Origin of the sequence: Paenibacillus tianjinensis, from assembly GCF_017086365.1 — a bacterium.
Classification (GTDB): domain Bacteria; phylum Bacillota; class Bacilli; order Paenibacillales; family Paenibacillaceae; genus Paenibacillus_AQ; species Paenibacillus_AQ tianjinensis.
Genome location: NZ_CP070969.1, coordinates 4,736,410 through 4,754,275, shown reverse-complemented (window position 1 = coordinate 4,754,275; position 17,866 = coordinate 4,736,410). Strand labels below are relative to the sequence as shown.

Sequence of the window (17,866 nt, the reverse complement as noted above, 5' to 3'; positions counted from 1 at the left end):
TTGGAACTGGAGGAGCGTAGCGTCCGCCTTTGTCTGCTTATTTCTACCTCTAAGAGCGGTAAAATCAAGAAATCTGCAGACAACAGCGGCCGGAAGTCCAAATATTCTCTGTAGTCACGGCCAACCCCAAATCAGATAAAGTAAAGGTTCATTTTATATAGTTACAAAGTCCCGAATTCGGCCGAAACTGAAAATAAACTGAAAAGAAGGTAAACACTTCAGGCGTAATTGTCGATATAGTGGAAGAGTGTGGGAATTGACCACCGATAAACTTACTGCCTAAGGAGAGAATAGATGACTGTGTACAGGAAAATGACGAAAATGCTCCTCATTATGATATTGCTCGCTGCCGTAGCTTTTCCGGTAAACGTCTTTGCAGCTACAGGCGATACCATCTCAATCGATTTCGACAGTTCGGCAAAAGTAGAGCTTACCGTTGGACAGACACCCAAACAAATCAAAGTCTATGCAAGCCTTGAAGGGTCCTCCTCTAAAAGGGACGTCACAGCTGCTTCGACTTGGGTATCCTCGAATACGAATGTAGTCAAAGTGATGAACGGACTGCTGACCCCGCAGGATGCCGGTACAGCTATGATCACAGCTACATACAACAATGCGGTAGCCACTCTTGAGGTGTCTGTTACCCATCCCTATAAGGAATTAACTCTGGAGCGCAGCTCCGACGGGAAATATAAATTAGGCGATAGCAAAGACACACTGCAGGTCAAAGCTAAAGCAATAGGCGGCGAATCGGCCACTTCCGTTAAGGATGTATCCGCCGATGCCGACTGGAGCAGCTCCAATGCGGGAGTGCTGACTGTCGATGATGGCCGAATCATACTGGTGGGAGAAGGAACCGTCACCATTACGGCCAAATACAAAGGCTTGACTGCATCGTTCAAGGCTGAAGTAGGACTGCCGTATTCAGCGATTGTACTGAAAGAGAAAGATGAAGCTGATGTTGTCAAGGAGCTGGAGTTGCTGGTCGGAGATGATCCGGTGGAATTAACAGCAATGACCAAAGCGACCGAGAGCAGTAACGAACAACCGGTTACGGGTCTGGCCGAATGGTCAAGCTCGAATGAGAGTGTAGCAACTGTAAAAGCCGGAACAATCACCGTCCTGGCTTCAGGAAAGACTGTAATTAAAGCAAGCTACCTTGGAGTGTCCAAGGCAGTGGATGTATATGTCCGTTCCCCTTACGAGGCGATTCTGTTAACGCCTTCGGATGATCAGGCTCTTTTTCTCGGTGAAAGCCTAAAGGTTATGGCGAAAATGAGAAATGCCGCTAACTCAACCCTGAACCAGTCTGCGGATGCAACCTGGACTTCTGACAATCAGTTGGCCGTAACGGTGGCAAAGGATGCTACAGCGTCGGCAGATGCTGCCGCGACTGTCACCGCCAAAGCAGTTGGATCGGCAGTGATTAAAGCAGATAACCTGGGTGTCAGCAAGATGCTCAAAGTGACTGTGTATCCGACAATTACGGATTTGACACTTGAGAAAACCGAGCAGGAAATGTATACATCCGATACCCTTACCCTGCCGAAAGTAAGCGGCACTAAGCTGGATGGGACCAAGCTGGATATCAGCCCGGAAATCGTATGGACTTCTGGCAATAATGAGATCGCTGAGATTAAAGACGGCAAGCTTGCTGCGGTCAAAGCAGGGACAGTAACCCTTACCGGCAAGATCAAGACGGGAAATGTCTCCTTGCCGGCCTCCGAAGTGCGCGCGAAAAGCGTCGAGCTGAAAGTAACAGTACTGAACAAAGTTCTGATTCTGATTGGGCCTGAAGACGGGCTGGGACTTGTCATTGGGGAAGAGCAGCCGCTGCCGACAGTGAACGCAGTGCTCGAAAATGGTGACGAGCTTGATGTCTCCGGTACGATTGCCTGGGAGGTTACCGGAACGAATGCCGTGATTAAACAAATTGCTAGCGGCAAAGTGATCAAAGGCTTAACCAAAGGTACAGCTACCCTCAAAGGTACTTATGCCAACAAGACCATCAGCATCCCGGTATCGATTGAGCAGAAGGTTGTGAAGCTTGTTGTAGAGCCTGCAACACTGGAACTAAACCTCAAAGCCACCAAAACAATCAAGGTAACCGGATATTTTGCGAACGGCAAGTCGGCTAACTTCTCCGGCGGAATGGACTGGGAATCCTCCAATCCGGAAGTGGCTACAGTAAAGGGAACATCTGTGAAGGCTGCTGCCGAAGGCACGGCAACGTTGACTGGTTCTTATCAGGGCATTACCGCTACAGTCAAAGTTACAGTGGTTCCTAAGCTGGCCAAGCTGACTGTGAATGAGACCAAGCTGACTCTTGCTGCCGGATCCTCCCAAAATGTAGTCGTGACGGCGCTATATGATACCGGAAAAACTGCCAATGTCACAGGAAGTGTAGTCTGGACAAGCTCCAAACCATCTGTGGCGAAGGTGAATGCATCCGGAACGATTACAGCAGTGAGCAAAGGAACAACATCTATTAAAGGCAAGTGGAACAACAAAACGGTAACGGTATCCGTTACTGTAAAATAGAACGCAAAAGATCTGTGAAGCAGCTGTTTTAGGGCTACGCAGATCTTTTTTTAGTAAATCTATAGTAATCCCTAGTAAACCGATGTATAATTCCTAAAAATACATAAGGGAGATGAAGCAGGTGGCCAAAAAAGATATATTATCTATCAGAACGATTGTAGCGGTTGGAATCGGTTCGGCATTATTCGTAATTTTGGGAAGGTTCGGTTCGATCCCCTCCGGCATTCCGAATACGAATATTGAGACCACTTATGCGCTACTTGCATTGTTCGCCTTGTTGTACGGACCCGTTGCCGGACTGCTGATCGGCTTGATCGGCCATACGCTGAAGGATGCCATTTTTTACGGTTCCCCCTGGTTCAGCTGGGTAATCTCCTCAGGACTGGTCGGGCTGATTATCGGCCTGCTTGTGGCTGGAATCTCTATACAGGACGGGGAGTTCGGCAGAAAAGAAATCATCAGGTTCAATCTCGCCCAGATCGCAGCAAATGCCATTGCCTGGTTTGCTGTAGCACCAACGCTGGATATTCTCATTTATGCAGAGCCGGCGAACAAGGTGTTTACGCAAGGATTGATCGCCGGAGCGGCAAATATTGTAACCGTGGGGGTCATTGGCACCCTGCTCGCAACAGCTTATGCTAAGACCCGGACCCGGCAGGGAAGCTTAAGAAAGCTGAACTAACATAGGATTTAACAGAAAGCCGGTGACAATCACCGGCTTTTCTGTTGAAATAAAGAAAATACAGCTTCACGAGACAGCTGAAAGAGGAAGATCAATTATGAGTAAAGCGGTTATTGAATTTACGGATTTCAGCTTCACCTACCGCGCTCAGCAGGAGCCGACGCTGCGCGGAATAACCTTGAGCATTCACGAAGGGGAGAAGGTGCTGATCGTTGGCCCTTCCGGTTCCGGCAAGAGCACCCTGGCCCATTGCATCAACGGGCTGATTCCCTTTTATTACCCGGGTGAAATGAGCGGAAGCCTGCAGATTATGGGGCAGGAGCAGAACGGACAGAGCATCGCTGCATTAGCGGAAACGGTGGGAACGGTGCTGCAGGACCCGGACGGGCAGTTCGTCGGTCTTACTGTCGGTGAAGATATCGCCTTTGTACTGGAGAACGGGGAAGTGCCTCAGCAGGAGATGACGAAGCGGGTTGAGGCTGCGGCCAGAGCTGTCGATGTTCACGAGCTGCTGGCTGCTTCACCCCAGGAGCTGTCCGGCGGACAAAAGCAGAAAACCATGCTGGCTGGAGTCCTGGTCGGCAATGTTGATATTTTGCTGTTCGACGAGCCGCTGGCCAGCTTAGATCCATACACCGGGACCAAGACGATTGAACTGATCGACCGGCTCCAGCGGGAAACCGGCAAAACGGCAATTATTATTGAGCATCGTCTGGAAGAGGTGCTGCACAGGCCGGTGGACCGGATTATTGTGATGAAGGACGGGGCAATTGCCGGTGATCTGCCTGCGGCCAAGCTGCTAAGCTCCAGCCTGCTGGCTGAAGCGGGCCTCCGGGAGCCGCTTTATCTGACGGCACTCAAATATGCAGGTCTTGTCATTACTCCGGATATGCAGCCCCAGCATCTGGATCAGCTCCGGATGGAGGGACATGCCGACAGGCTTCAGCAGTGGATGGACAGCTGTGCGGAGGAATCGGAGGTTCTGGAGGCTTCCCCGCTGCTGGAACTGAGAGAGGTTTCCTTCGGCTATGACCGGGATAAGGAGGTGCTGCACCGGCTGTCGATGACCGTTAACCGGGGCGAAATGCTGGCGATCGCCGGAAGAAACGGGGCCGGCAAGTCGACGGTATCGAAGCTGATCTGCGGCTTTTACCGGCCTTCATCTGGAACGATTCTGCTGAACGGACGGGATATCAGCCGGGATACAATCAAGGAGCGGGCGGAGAAAATCGGTTTTGTCACACAAAACCCTAATCACATGATTTCCAAGACGCTTATATACGACGAGATTGCACTGGGGCTGAAGCTGCGCGGGATTCCTGAGGATATTATTCGCGGACGCGTCTATGAGGTGCTTAAGGTATGCGGGCTGCATGAACTTCGTGAATGGCCGGTTTCTGCGCTCAGCTACGGGCAAAAGAAACGGGTTACGATCGCTTCTATTCTGGTTCTTGAACCTGAGGTAATCATTCTGGATGAACCAACCGCGGGGCAGGATTACCGGCATTACAATGAAATAATGGAATTTCTGCGGGGCCTGAACAGCCGGGGTATCACGGTGATCATGATTACACATGACATGCACCTGATGTTGGAGTATGCGCAGCGGACCATCGTACTGGCGGACGGGAAGAAGCTTGCCGACGACCGGCCGGAGCGGATTCTGACGGACCGCGCCGTAGTGGAGCGTGCCAACCTGAAGGAAACCTCGCTCTTTACCTTGGCTGTTAAGGCGGGAGTGGGTCAGCCGGAGGAGCTGGTGCGCAGGTTCATTGCTTTTGACAGGAGGGTCCGCCACAAATGAAAGCCCAAATGCTGACGTTTACAAACCAGGACTCACCCGTGCACCGTCTGACGGGGGCCACAAAGCTGATTGTGTTCGCGGTATGGTCGGTTTCGGCCATGATTACATACGACACCCGATGCCTGATTCTGATGCTGTTAATCAGCCTCGTGATCTTCAGAATCTCACGGGTACGGTTTCAGGATTATGCCTTTGTGCTCTACTTCATTCTGTTCTTTTTCTTATTGAATCAACTGGCGATCTTTATGTTCTCTCCGCTGGAGGGAACGCAGATTTACGGCACGCGCCATGATCTTGTTCATCTGGCAGGGCGGTATACTGTAACAGCTGAGCAGCTGTTCTATCAATTCAATATTGCGCTGAAATATGCTGTGGTCATTCCGATGGCGCTGCTGTTCCTGCTGACGACAGACCCCGGTGAGTTTGCCTCCTCACTGAACAGGGTCGGAGTTCATTATAAAATCGCTTATTCCGTCTCGTTGGCTTTGCGCTATATTCCCGACATCCAGCGGGATTACGAGAATATCGCCTTCTCCGCCCAAGCCCGGGGGATTGATATTTCCCGCAAGGAGAAGCTGCCGGCACGGCTGAAAAATATCGTGTCGATTCTGCTGCCGCTGATTCTGGCGAGTATTGAGCGGATTGAGAAGATCAGCACGGCGATGGAGCTGCGCGGCTTCGGCAACGGCAGGAAACGGACCTGGTACCGGGGCCGTCCGTTCACCCGAAGGGACTATCTCGCCTTAGGAATGATATTGGCTATTGCAGCAGTATCGGCAGTGGTTACCTTTTATGATGGTTCAAGGTTCTACAGTATCTTTTGAGCTGGAGAAACCATTAGTATTGCAGGGCGGTTTGAAGTATAATAATACGGCGAATCTCCGGGTAACAATCGAACGCTGCATTGCTGCGTGTTCTTGCACGGCTAGCAGGCTGCCGCCCCAATCAGGAATATGCTTAGGGATTAACTTATCATAGTAGACTTAAGTCCGGCTGAGGCGCTGCTCGATTCTGGACCAGAGCGGCAGGTAGCACAGAGGCAGCACCGCGAGTGAACAGACGACGTTGAAGATCGTCTGGGCATGGGCGAGCTGCGAGGCAGGCCCGCCGCCAAGCGCGGCGGATAAGCTCTGGAGCGGCCCGATAAAGGGCAGGAACAGGAGAGCGCCGCCGACATTGAGCGCTACATGCGATCCGGCAACAAACTTGCCGGAGGCTGAGCCGCCGATGGCGGCGATGACGGCGGTGACGCAGGTGCCGACGTTCGCGCCGAGCACGATGGCGATGCCGAGCTCAGGCGGCATCGTCCCGGAAGCCGCGAGGCCCATTGCCATGCCGATGACCGCCGCGCTGCTGTGCAGCATAGCGGTCAGGCAGGCTCCGGCAGCGAGACCCCACAGCGCGCTGGTCGCCGCATGGTCCAGGAACCAGCGGAACAGCCCGCTGGCCTGAAGAGCCGGGCCGATCGACTGCATGACAGCGATCCCCCACAGCACCAGTGCAAAGCCGGCCACCGCCAGGCTGATGAACTGGAGCGGCCCGGAGATGCGGCGGCAGAATTCGGCCGCCCGCCAGGAGAAGGGCGGGAGCTCGCCGAGCATGACCGCCGCCGCCCATAAGCACAGCGCCGCGGTGAGCAGCGGCGCAGCCATCGAGCTGATCTGCAGCCCGATCAGCTCGGTGGTCAGGCAGGTGCCGATGTTGCTGCCGAGAATGATGCCCAGCGTGCGGGCATAGGTGAGCAGCCCGGCATTGACCATGCCGATGGTCAGCACCGTAACGGCAGTGCTGCTCTGCAGCAGCGCTGACAGCAGGCTGCTGGCGATCAGGCCTTTTAAGGGCGTGGAGGTGGCTTTATGCAGGCTCCGCGTAAGCAGCGGGCCGGCGAGTTTCGCCAGCGCGGCCTCCATCACCTTCATGCCGGCGAGGAAAATAACAAGGCCGTATATAACAGGGAACAGCAGGTCACGGATCATAAGGACAGGCTCCTTTGAACGGGGGTTGTACACCAATATATGAATGCATTGCAGTGGACATGTATGAAATCATCAACAAGAACAGGGAGTTGAAGTCATTGGCATCGGTTATTCTGGAACGAAACCGCAAAAAAAGACTGGAACAGGGCCACCCGTGGGTGTACGCCAGCGAGGTAGCCTCAGTGGACGGAGATCCGCAGGCCGGCGGTTTGGTGGATGTTCTTACGCATCAAGGCCGGTTTCTCGCGGCAGGTTATTACAATCCGGCTTCGCAGATCCGGGTACGAATTGTATCCCAGGCCCCGCTGGCGGCAATGGATACGGCTTTTTTTATCGAACGGTTTACGCGCTGTCTGCAGCATAGGGAACGGTTTCTGCCGGGAGCGGACGCGTACCGCTTCGTCTATGGAGAAGCGGATTTTCTGCCGGGTCTGATCATTGACCGGTTCGGCGAGATTCTGGTCGTGCAGCTGCTGACACTGGGCATGGACAAGTGCCGCACCGAGATTGTGGAGGCGCTGGTGCAGGTAATGGCTCCGCGCGGCATTTATGAACGCAGCGATGTTTCTGTCCGCGAACTGGAGGGACTGGAGCAAAGAACCGGCGTATTGTACGGGGATTGCCCGCGCCACATTACGGTAAGCGAGAATGGCCTGAAGGTCATCGTTGATATTGAAGAAGGCCAGAAGACCGGCTATTTCTTCGATCAGCGCGAGAACCGGGCTTCCATTGCTCCGCTGATTAAGGGCTGGGGCGGGCGCAGCGGGGTTACACTGCAGGAAGTGGAGACGGAAGACGGAGACAAGAAGATTTTGCCGGTCAACAAAAGCGGTAAACCGGTCACATTCCCATACTGGGATGGGGCGACAGTACTTGAATGCTTTGCGCATACGGGCAGCTTCACGCTGCATGCCTGCAAATACGGGGCGAAGAAGGTAACCTGTCTGGATGTTTCCGCCCATGCGATTGAGAGCGCCAAAGCAAACGTGGAGCTGAACGGCTTCACGGACCGCGTAGAATTTGTTGTAGATGATGCTTTTGCTTTTCTGCGTAATCAGGTAAAAGGCTTAGAAGAGCGTTCCGAACGAGCAACGGGTACTGGGGAAACGAAGTCCGGAAGTAAGCCGGCGACCAAGACCGATACGGCGAAGCCCATGACAGCCGGCGGCGGGCGCACCTGGGATGTCGTCATTCTTGACCCGCCTGCGTTTGCCAAAACCAAAAGCGCTGTAGCAGGAGCCTGCAGGGGTTACAAGGATATCAACCTGCACGGCATGAAGCTGGTCAACGAGGGCGGTTACCTGGTGACAGCGAGCTGCTCGTACCATATGCAGCCGCAGCTGTTCCTGGACACCATTGCTGAAGCGGCGAAGGATGCTGGCAAAGTGCTGAGACTGATTGAATGGCGGGCCGCAGGCAAAGATCATCCGCAAATCCTTGGCGTCGACGAAGGACATTACCTGAAGTTTGCGATTTTTGAAGTGACCAGCAAGAAATAATTCAGCCGTAGGGCTGGGTAGGCAAGAGTCTCCGGAAGCGGAGGCTCTTTTTTATTTTATTGATTTGTTGTAAATACAACAAAAATACAGTAAATTTAGTTCAGCGCATTTTTATTGTATTTGCAACAAAAATTTATGCTCATACAGTTGAACTGGAAACATACACGAGGGAAGAGTGGCGGAAGGGAATTTTGGAACTGGAAGAGCGGTAGCGTCCGCCTGAAAGCTTTTCGCAGAAAAGCTCGCTACGGAAGCATATGCAGTCTGCGGATTTCCACCGCTAACAGCGGTATGAATTCAAGAAATCTGCAGATGGGCAGCGGCTGGAAGTCCAAATATTCTCTGTAGTCACGGCTGATCCAAAGTATAATACTCAGAAGTTCAATATATAAGGAGTTCTACTATGAAGGAAATTCTTCGGGAAATTGGAATGATAGCAAGGGCCTTAGAGTCGATAAGCAATATAGAATTCAAAGAGTATAACCTTACTAAAGGGCAATATTTGTATCTGGTACGCATTTGTGAAAACCCTGGAATCATTCAAGAAAAGTTAGCGGAGATGATAAAGGCAGACCGGACGACAGCAGCCCGTGCGATAAAAAAACTCGAAATGAACGGTTTTATTGAAAAGAAAGCGGATGAGCATAACCTCAAAATTAAAAAACTCTATCCGACCGTTCAGGGACAAGAGGTGTATCCTTTTATAAAAAGAGAAAATGATTATTCAAACCTCGTTGCATTAGCGGGTTTCACGGGCAGTGAAGCTGAAGTTATGGCCGGTTTTCTTCAAAGAATAAGAAAAAATGTGGAGAAAGACTGGGAATATGTCAAAAAGGGAAACAAGAGAGATTATTGATGATATAAAGGAGTGTTCTATTGAAATGACTATAGAGGTTAAAAAGTGTACCCTTGCTGATTTACACCTTCTTCAAGAATTAAGTTATGAAACCTTTAATGATACTTTCAAGCATCAGAATTCACCTGATAATATGCAGGCCTATCTGGAGAGGGCATTTAACTTAAATCAACTGGAGAAAGAATTATCCAACCGCTTTTCGCAATTCTTTTTTATTTTTTTGAATCAGGAGCTCGCCGGTTATTTAAAGGTTAATACGAATGGGGCCCAGACTGAAGAAATGGGTGAGGAATCTCTTGAAATCGAGAGGATTTATATAAAAAACACCTTCCAAAAATATGGTCTTGGCAGGTATATGCTTAATAAAGCTAAAGAAATTGCCATTGAACATCAACTGGAGAGGATCTGGTTAGGCGTATGGGACAAGAATGAAAATGCGATCGCCTTTTATAAAAAAATGGGGTTTGTTCAAGCGGGAGCCCACTCTTTTTATATGGGGGATGAAGAACAAACCGACTTTATTATGATTCACACACTCCTGTAACTATTGAGATTTGAAAACAATGGCAAACGTATGTTCTGTTCCGTAAGGTAGAGATATGCTATAATGTTGGGACGAATGTAACACCTTGTGTTGATATTGATTCACCTCATCTCCGCCACGGAAGGAGTCTACTGCAATGACGGTTAACTTTTTGATCGGCCGCTCGGGCAGCGGCAAGACAACAAAAATATGGGAGGAGGTCTCCTCCCGGCTGGAATCGGAGCCGCTGGGTGCGCCGATTATTGTGCTTGTGCCGGAGCAGGGCTCATTCGGGGCGGAACGGGGGCTTCTGAGCAGCGGGAAAGTGAAGGGCAGCATCCGCGCCCAGATGCTTAGCTTCTCCCGGCTGGCCTACCGGGTAAAGCAGGAGACGGGTGGCAGCGCCAGTCTGCCGATCAGCGAGGAAGGCAAAAAAATGCTGATCTACAAAATCGTCAGCCGCCGCAAGGATGAGCTGAAGCTTTTTGGCGCGTCCAGCGACAGGCCCGGTTTCGTCGAGCGGTTAAGCAGCCTGCACACAGAAATGAAGCGGTGCTGTCTGGGGGCTGCGGATCTGGAAGAGCAGCTGTCCGGCATCAGGCAGTCGCCAATGGCAAGCCCTATTCTGGCAGGCAAGCTGGATGATCTGCAGCTGATATTCAGCGATTTGGAGCAGGAAATGTCCCGGCTGTATATCGATGAAGAGGACCGCCTGGCCGAGCTGGCCGAGCATATTCAGGATTCCTCGTATATCCGCGGCGCTGAGATTTGGGTGGATGGCTTCCATGGCTTTACCCCTCAGGAATTTATAGTGCTGCGTGAGTTAATGCTGCATGCCTCTAAGGTAACAATAGCACTGACCCTGGACCGGATTTATGCCTCCGGACTGCAGCCCCATGAACTGGAGCTGTTTTATCCGGCGGCTGTGACTTATATCAAGCTGCGCGGGATGGCGGAAGAGGCAGGTCTTGAAGTGTGGGACGAGGTGCTGGCTCCTCAGGTGCTGCCGCGTTTCGCGGACAGTCCTGCCCTGGCTCATCTGGAGCGGGGCTTCGGACGGCGGGCACGCTGGAGCGGAGAAGCTGCACAGGCCAGGGAAGCGATCACCATTAGTTCGGCCTCATCACGCCGGACAGAGGTGGAGAGCGCACTCCGGGAGATGCTCCGTCTGGCGCGTGAGGACGGGGCGAAATATGGTGAGATGGCCGTGTTTATGCGGAACATCGGCGACTACGAGTCGCTGGTTGCCCCTTTGTTTGAAGATTACGGAGTGCCCTTCTTTCTTGACCAGAAGGCCAATGAGCTGCATCACCCGCTGGTGGAGTTTATCCGCTCCGCGCTTGATGTGGTGCGCCGCCGCTGGCGTTATGAGGATGTGTTCCGCTGTGTGAAGACTGAGCTGCTGCTTCCGCTTGACGGCAGTCTGACCCGTGAGGATATGGATCAGCTGGAGAACTATGTACTAGCCTGCGGCATTCAGGGCTACCGCTGGACCGACGGCAAATCATGGCGGGGGATTCCGAGCCTGTCGCTGGAGGGCGCAAGGGTCGTGGATGAAGTGCTGCTGGCGAGAATGGAGGCCTGCCGTAAGGCCATTACTGGGCCGCTGTCTGCGTTTGAGAAGCGGGTCAAGAAAAGCCGCAGCGGTCTGGAGCTGTGTACAGCGGTATATATGCTCCTCCAGGAATCGGAGGCAGCGTACAAGCTGGAGAAACGAAGCGCAGCGGCTTTGGAGCAAGGGGAGCCAATACTGGCCCGTGAGCATAGCCAGCTATGGGATGCGGTGCTTGATTTGCTCGATCAGATTGCCGAAATGATGGGCGGTGAGCGGCTGGAGTTTGACTTGTTCGCCGGAGTGCTGGAGACAGGACTTGCCGAGCTCCGGATGGGACTGGTTCCGCCTGCGCTGGATCAGGTGCTGGTCGGAACGATGGACCGGACCCGGACTACGGGCGTGAAGTATGCCTTTTTGCTTGGCTTTAATGAAGGTGTTGTGCCTGCACAGTTCAAGGAGGACGGTATACTCTCCGAGGGGGAGCGGCTGCAGCTGGAGAACAGCGGTATGGAGCTGGCTCCCGGGGCTTCCCGCAAGCTGCTCGACGAACGGTTTCTTATTTATAATGCCCTCACAACGGCCAGCACCAGGCTGTGGATTAGCTATGCAGCAGCGGATGAAGAAGGCAAGGTGCTGCTGCCGTCCGAGATTATCCGCCAATTGCATAGCATGTTCCCGGGAGCGCTGGCTGAGCGTTCCCTCTCGGGTTTCCCTCCGGCTGTGTCTCCGGAGGATGCAGCTGCGGGTGAGACTCTGCATCTGAGTTTTATCGGGCAGCGGGATCAGACGCTGCGCATGCTGATTATGCAGCTGCGGCAATGGCGTCAGGGCGTAGAGATTCCCGGAATATGGTGGGATGTCTACAACTGGTACATCAGCGGGGACAAGCAGCGGAGAGTGCCCTTGGAGCGGCTGCTCGGTTCATTATTCTACCGCAACAGCGGGGTTCCGCTGCGGCGGGATACCAGCCTCAGGTTATATGGGGGTTCAACACTGCGGGGCAGTGTGTCGCGTATGGAGAAATTCGTCGCCTGCTCCTTCTCGCATTTTGCTTCCTACGGCCTGAGATTGAAGGAACGCCAGCTCTATAAGCTCCAGGCGCCGGATATCGGTCAGCTGTTCCATGCGGCGCTGAGTGATATGGCCAAACGCCTGCAGGAGCAAGGCAGAGGCTGGGGCAGTATGACGGCAGAGGAATGCCGGCGCGAAGCCGGAGCTACGGTGGACAAGCTGTCCCCGCTGCTTCAGGGCGAGATTCTAATGAGCACCAAGCGTTACGGGTACATTTCCCGCAAGCTGAAGAACATTGTCGGACGGGCCTCGGTTATCCTCGGTGAGCATGCCCGCCGGGGCAGCTTTGAGCCGGCAGGGCTGGAGCTGGATTTTGGCCCGGGCAAAGAGCTTCCCCCGCTGAGAATAGCCCTGCCCAATGGCTGTGTCATGGAGGTTGTGGGCCGGATAGACCGTGTAGACAAAGCCGAGAGCGAGCAGGGGGTACTGCTGCGGGTCATCGACTATAAGTCCAGCCAGAAGGACCTGAAGCTGCATGAGGTCTACTACGGGCTGTCGCTGCAGATGCTTACTTATCTCGACGTGCTGCTCACCTATTCGGAGCAATGGCTGGGCAGAGCTGCGCTTCCGGCCGGAACACTGTATTTCCATGTGCATGATCCGCTGCTCTCTTCACCGAACGGGCTGAACAGGGAACAGGCGGAGCAAGAACTGCTCAAGCGGTTCAAAATGAAGGGGCTGCTGACCGCTGACCGCGAGGTTGTCTCCCTGATGGATACAACACTGGATAAAGGACATTCCTCAATCGTGCCGGTAGCGCTGAAAAGTGACGGCTCCTTCTATAGCAGCGCATCTGTCGCTACACCTGAACAGTGGGGGCATTTGCTGTCTGCGGTACGAACCAATATTACCGAGATCGGGACACGCATTACAGAAGGTGATGTGGCGATCCAGCCGTACCGGATTCAACAGGAAACGGCCTGCACCTTCTGCTCGTTCCGCCCGGTATGCCAGTTTGATGAGGCTGTAGAGGGTAACGGGTACAACAATCTGGGCAAACCCGGCAAAGACGCGATTTGGGATCTGCTGTCCCGCAAAGGAGGAGAGAAGCCGTGACAATTAGAAGCGCAATCGAAGAGAAGCCGGAGGGCAGTTTCTGGAGCGATGACCAGTGGCGGGCTATAGCCGGCAGCGGCGACGATATTCTGGTAGCGGCGGCAGCAGGCTCAGGTAAAACTGCGGTGCTGGTAGAGCGGATTATCCGGAAAATCAGTAACAGCCAGAATGGCTTCAGTGTGGACCGGCTGCTCGTCGCCACCTTCACGAAAGCGGCGGCCTCGGAAATGCGCCAGCGGATCCGCGAAGCGCTGGAGCGGAAGCTGGAGGAGGCGGAAGGCGCAGCAGGGGAGGAACATGAGGATACGGATCATTTACGCCGTCAGCTTGCCCTGCTCGGCAGGGCTTCCATTACAACATTGCACTCCTTCTGTCTGGAAGTCATCCGCCGTTATTACCAGCTCATACCGATAGATCCCGGATTCCGGATTCTGAATGAGCATGAAGCGGAGATGATGCGGCAGGAACTGCTGGAAGAACTGCTGGAAGAGAAATACGGGGAGATCTCCGAAGACGGGACAGACAGTGTATTCGTGAAGCTGGCTGACTGGTTCAGCGGGGAACGCAGCGACGATGCAGTGCATTCTCTTGTGCAGCGCCTGCATGACTTTGCCCGCAGCCATCCCTGGCCGTCGCAGTGGCTGCGGGATACCGCAGCTGACTTTTCGCTCCCGGATACGGAGAGTCTGGGGCACACGGCATGGGTGCAGAGCATTCTCGCCGAAGCTAAGCTGGCGCTGGATGGAGCGGCCAGCCAGCTGATACAGGGGCGGGACATCGCTCTGCAGCCGGGCGGCCCTGCGCCGTATGCGGACAGCCTGGCAGAAGACCTTGCCATGGTACGCGGACTGCAGGAGGCGGTGGCCTCACGGCCCTGGGGAGAGCTCTATGATATCTTTGTGGAAATATCTTTCGGCAAGCTGAAGGCCTGCAAGAAGGATTCAACCGATCCCGGATTGCAGGAGACGGTTAAAGAACTGCGCGATAATGTGAAAAAGAGCCTGCTGGAGCTGCAAAATTCGCTGTTCGGCCGTCCTGCTGCTTCTTATCTGGCAGAGCTGCATGAGGCGGCTCCGCTGATGCAGGAGCTGGCGGAGACAGTTATCGCCTTCGGGGAACGCTACCGCGCTGAGAAGGCTGGCCGTGCGCTTGTGGATTTCAGTGATTTGGAGCATTACTGCCTGCAAATCCTGCGCCATCCCGACTCACAGCCGGGCCGTTCCTTGCCTTCGGATGCGGCAATGGAATACCGTGACCAGTTCGATGAAGTGCTGTTGGATGAATATCAGGATACGAACAGCGTGCAGGAGGAAATTGTGCGGCTGATCTCCCGGGAATCACCGGGCAACCGGTTTATGGTCGGCGATATGAAGCAGAGCATATACCGGTTCAGGCTGGCTGAGCCGGGTCTGTTTCTGGACAAATATAACAGCTTCCGTTCCGTGAACGCAGCAGGGTACGGTGAGCCGGAGTATGACGGTGCCGATATGAATGCTGAGAATAGGACTGGTGAGAATAGCGGTTCGGGCGGCATGGTCATTGACCTGGCGCGCAATTTCCGCAGCCGGATGGAAGTTGTGAATGCCGTCAATATGATTTTCCGGCAGATAATGGACAAGACGATTGCAGAAATCAGCTACGACCAGCGTGCAGAGCTGGTATACGGTGCGAACTTTCCCGGGGCGGAAGAGAAAGGTCCGGATCCTTATTTTGCCCCGGAGCTGCTGCTCATCGACCGGGGAGCTTCAGGCGGACGGGCCGAGGAAGCCGGCGAAGACGGGGAACTCCCGGCGCAGGAGAATGAAGCGGCCGAGAGCGAGACGGCGCAGCTGGAAGCGCGGGCGATTGCCCGGCGTATATCCCAGATGACCGGGATGACCGGCAGCGCCCCCCTGCTGATTTACGATAAATCGCTGCGCATAATGCGTCCGGTGGTGTATGGTGACATCGTAATTTTGCTGCGCTCGGCCCGGATCTGGACACCTCTAATAATTGAAGAGTTGCGCTTGGAAGGCATTCCGGCCTTTGGCGATCAGAACAAAGGGTATTTTCAGGCTACAGAAGTGGAAATTGCACTCTCCCTGCTGCAGATCGTCGACAACCCGAGTCAGGATATTCCGCTGGCCGGAGTGCTCCGCTCGCCTGTAGTCGGCTTAAGCGAGGAGGAGTTGGCCACTGTGCGCCTGTGCAGTAATGGTACGTTCTTTGATGCTCTCCTTGCAGCTGCCGGAGAGCGGCGGTCGGGAAGCGGGGGAGACGATTATTTTACCGGACTGGAGCGGGATGAGGATCCTGCGGCGGCTGAATATAGGTTCGGGAGAGATACGGTTCAAGCAGAGACTGCCGTATCTCTGGAGCCTTTTGCCGACGCGGCTGAACAGATTCCGCTGCGTCTGCGGGAGAAGCTGCTGCATTTCCTCGAACAGCTGGACAGCTGGAGGAATGCGGCGCGGCAGGGCAGCCTCAGTACATTAATCTGGCGGATTTACGGGGAGAGCGGATATCTGGAATGGGTCGGCGGACTGCCGGGCGGATTCCAGCGCCAGAACAACCTCAAAGCACTGTATGACCGGGCAGTACAATTCGAGAACGACACCTCGGCACGCGGACTGTTCCGTTTTCTTGTCTTTATTAACCGGCTGAGAGAGAACGGGGGCGACCTCGGGGTTGCCGGAGGAAGCGGTGAAGAGGCGGGCGGAGTAAGGATTATGACAATACACAAATCCAAGGGGTTGGAATTCCCGGTAGTCTTTTTGGCCGGAATGGCTAAGCCCTTCAACCGCCAGGACCTGTATTCCCCGTTCCTCATGCATAAGGAGCTTGGTTTCGGACCGCGTTTTGTGGAACGGGAGACTAGAGTCAGTTATCCGACTCTCCCTTACTTAGCCATCAACCGCCGGTCACGGCTGGAACAGCTGGCCGAGGAGATGCGGGTGCTGTATGTGGGCTTAACCCGGCCGCGGGATAAAATGATTCTCGTAGGCACGCTAAGAGATGTGCCGCGTGCCGTGTCTGCTTGGACCAGTACGCAGAACCGCGAGGAGCTGCTGCTGCCTGATCATCTGCTGGCCAGGGGACGCAGCTACCTGGATTGGGTAGGACCTGCGCTGATCCGGCATCCCGGCGCGGCCATGTTGCGTAAGCTGGCCGGGGGTGAAGGCACCGGATCTACTGTGCTGCATGGCGACAGCTCCAATTGGAGCATCTCGGTGCAGGATGCTGCCGGACTGAGTTCAGGCGCTATTCTGGCCGGTGAAGATGACACGGCGAAGAACGAGGAGAAGCGGCTGGTGCTCGAAGCCCTGCGCAAGGGTAAACCCGTGTCTGCCTACGGAACAGCAGCCGCTCCGGAGATTGCCGCCCGGCTGGAATGGCAGTATCCGCTGGCTGCGGCTTCCGCCATTCCGGCCAAAACCTCGGTAACGGAGCTGAAGGCAATGCTGTCGCTGCAGGAACAGCCTTCCTATGACTTGCTGGAGGACGGGGTACCTGTCAGAGCCGTCAAAGGACATAAACGGCAGGGCAATGCGGCCCGGGCGGAGAGCCTCCATCTGCGGCGCCCCAAGTTCATGGAGAAGCGGGGTTTGTCCAGTACGGAACGCGGAACAGCCTATCATACGGTAATGCAGCATATCCCGCTGGACGGCCCTGTCGATCGTACAGTTCTGGTGGCCTCACTGGCTGAGCTAACCCGGGTGGCTATCCTCAGCGAAGAGCAGGCGGAGGCGGTAGACCTCGGCGAAGTAGAGGCTTTTTATGCCAGTGAGCTGGGACACAGATTGCTTCACGCCGAATGGAAGTGCAGAGAGCAGCCATTCAGTTATATGGTTCCGGCTGGTGAAGCGTATAAGGGACTTGAGTATTACGGTGAGACGGAAGGGCTAACAGCCGCAAACGGCGGTGCCCTTGGCGAAACTGTACTGATCCAGGGTGTTATTGACTGCCTGTTCCGTGAGGAGGGGCGGCTGATTCTGCTGGATTACAAGACAGATGCCGTGCTGGAGCACCAAGGCGGAGTGGAGGCGCTGAAAGAGAAATACCGGTTCCAGCTCGAGCTGTACAGCAAAGCGCTGTATGATATAGTAGGCGAGCCGGTCAGCGAGATTTGGCTGTACTTTTTCGACGGCGGCCATGCCGTGAAACTATAAGTCTTGTTCATTTGAACGTGGAAATAGAATCACTGCTCCAGCTGGTTGAGCAGCTGCCCGCACTTAGCCGAATCCCGTTTGGGGTTCTGCCGGCTGCGGGCGTTACACAAAGTGCAGTCTCATAACCGATATTTATTTGTTTTAAGCAATGATCT

Annotated in this window: 10 protein-coding genes; 9 read left to right on the top strand and 1 reads right to left on the bottom strand. The window is 54.2% G+C overall.

Annotation, left to right across the window (positions count from 1 at the left end; translation table 11 throughout):
* The first annotated feature begins 294 nt into the window (after positions 1-294).
* The 4 genes from JRJ22_RS22205 (at position 295) to JRJ22_RS22190 (ending at position 5,851) form a co-directional block, all read left to right on the top strand.
* The gene (locus JRJ22_RS22205; protein ID WP_206101539.1) at positions 295-2,541 is read left to right on the top strand and encodes an Ig-like domain-containing protein; all 2,247 of its coding nucleotides are present in this window, start codon (positions 295-297) and stop codon (positions 2,539-2,541) included.
* Between the two features lie 112 nt (positions 2,542-2,653).
* A complete protein-coding gene (locus JRJ22_RS22200) occupies positions 2,654-3,223 on the top strand; it encodes an ECF-type riboflavin transporter substrate-binding protein (RefSeq protein WP_206101538.1) in 570 nt (189 codons plus the stop codon).
* A gap of 97 nt (positions 3,224-3,320) precedes the next feature.
* Positions 3,321-5,027 (top strand): ABC transporter ATP-binding protein, encoded by a 1,707-nt coding sequence (locus JRJ22_RS22195; protein ID WP_206101537.1) that lies wholly within the window; start codon positions 3,321-3,323, stop codon positions 5,025-5,027.
* Positions 5,024-5,851 (top strand): energy-coupling factor transporter transmembrane component T family protein, encoded by an 828-nt coding sequence (locus tag JRJ22_RS22190; RefSeq protein WP_206101536.1) that lies wholly within the window; start codon positions 5,024-5,026, stop codon positions 5,849-5,851. The genes JRJ22_RS22195 and JRJ22_RS22190 overlap by 4 nt, the downstream gene beginning before the upstream one ends.
* A gap of 159 nt (positions 5,852-6,010) precedes the next feature.
* Here JRJ22_RS22190 and JRJ22_RS22185 read toward each other — a convergent pair whose 3' ends face one another.
* A complete protein-coding gene (locus tag JRJ22_RS22185; RefSeq protein ID WP_206101535.1) occupies positions 6,011-7,003 on the bottom strand; it encodes a Na/Pi cotransporter family protein in 993 nt (330 codons plus the stop codon).
* Between the two features lie 98 nt (positions 7,004-7,101).
* On the opposite strand from JRJ22_RS22185, the gene JRJ22_RS22180 reads away from it, so the two are divergent.
* The 5 genes from JRJ22_RS22180 to JRJ22_RS22160 all read left to right on the top strand — a co-directional run bounded on the left by JRJ22_RS22180 (position 7,102) and on the right by JRJ22_RS22160 (position 17,711).
* Positions 7,102-8,502 carry a class I SAM-dependent rRNA methyltransferase gene (locus JRJ22_RS22180; protein ID WP_206101534.1) on the top strand — a complete coding sequence of 467 codons (1,401 nt, stop codon included), beginning with the start codon at positions 7,102-7,104 and terminating at the stop codon, positions 8,500-8,502.
* A 403-nt stretch (positions 8,503-8,905) separates the two neighbouring features.
* The gene (locus JRJ22_RS22175) at positions 8,906-9,358 is read left to right on the top strand and encodes a MarR family winged helix-turn-helix transcriptional regulator (RefSeq protein ID WP_206101533.1); all 453 of its coding nucleotides are present in this window, start codon (positions 8,906-8,908) and stop codon (positions 9,356-9,358) included.
* Positions 9,359-9,383: 25 nt separating this feature from the next.
* Positions 9,384-9,902, top strand: a complete 519-nt coding sequence (locus JRJ22_RS22170; protein WP_206105257.1) for a spermidine/spermine N(1)-acetyltransferase — start codon at positions 9,384-9,386, stop codon at positions 9,900-9,902.
* 136 nt (positions 9,903-10,038) lie between these two features.
* The gene (addB, locus tag JRJ22_RS22165; protein ID WP_206101532.1) at positions 10,039-13,563 is read left to right on the top strand and encodes a helicase-exonuclease AddAB subunit AddB; all 3,525 of its coding nucleotides are present in this window, start codon (positions 10,039-10,041) and stop codon (positions 13,561-13,563) included.
* The gene (locus JRJ22_RS22160; RefSeq protein ID WP_206101531.1) at positions 13,560-17,711 is read left to right on the top strand and encodes a UvrD-helicase domain-containing protein; all 4,152 of its coding nucleotides are present in this window, start codon (positions 13,560-13,562) and stop codon (positions 17,709-17,711) included. The genes addB and JRJ22_RS22160 overlap by 4 nt, the downstream gene beginning before the upstream one ends.
* Positions 17,712-17,866 lie beyond the last annotated feature (155 nt).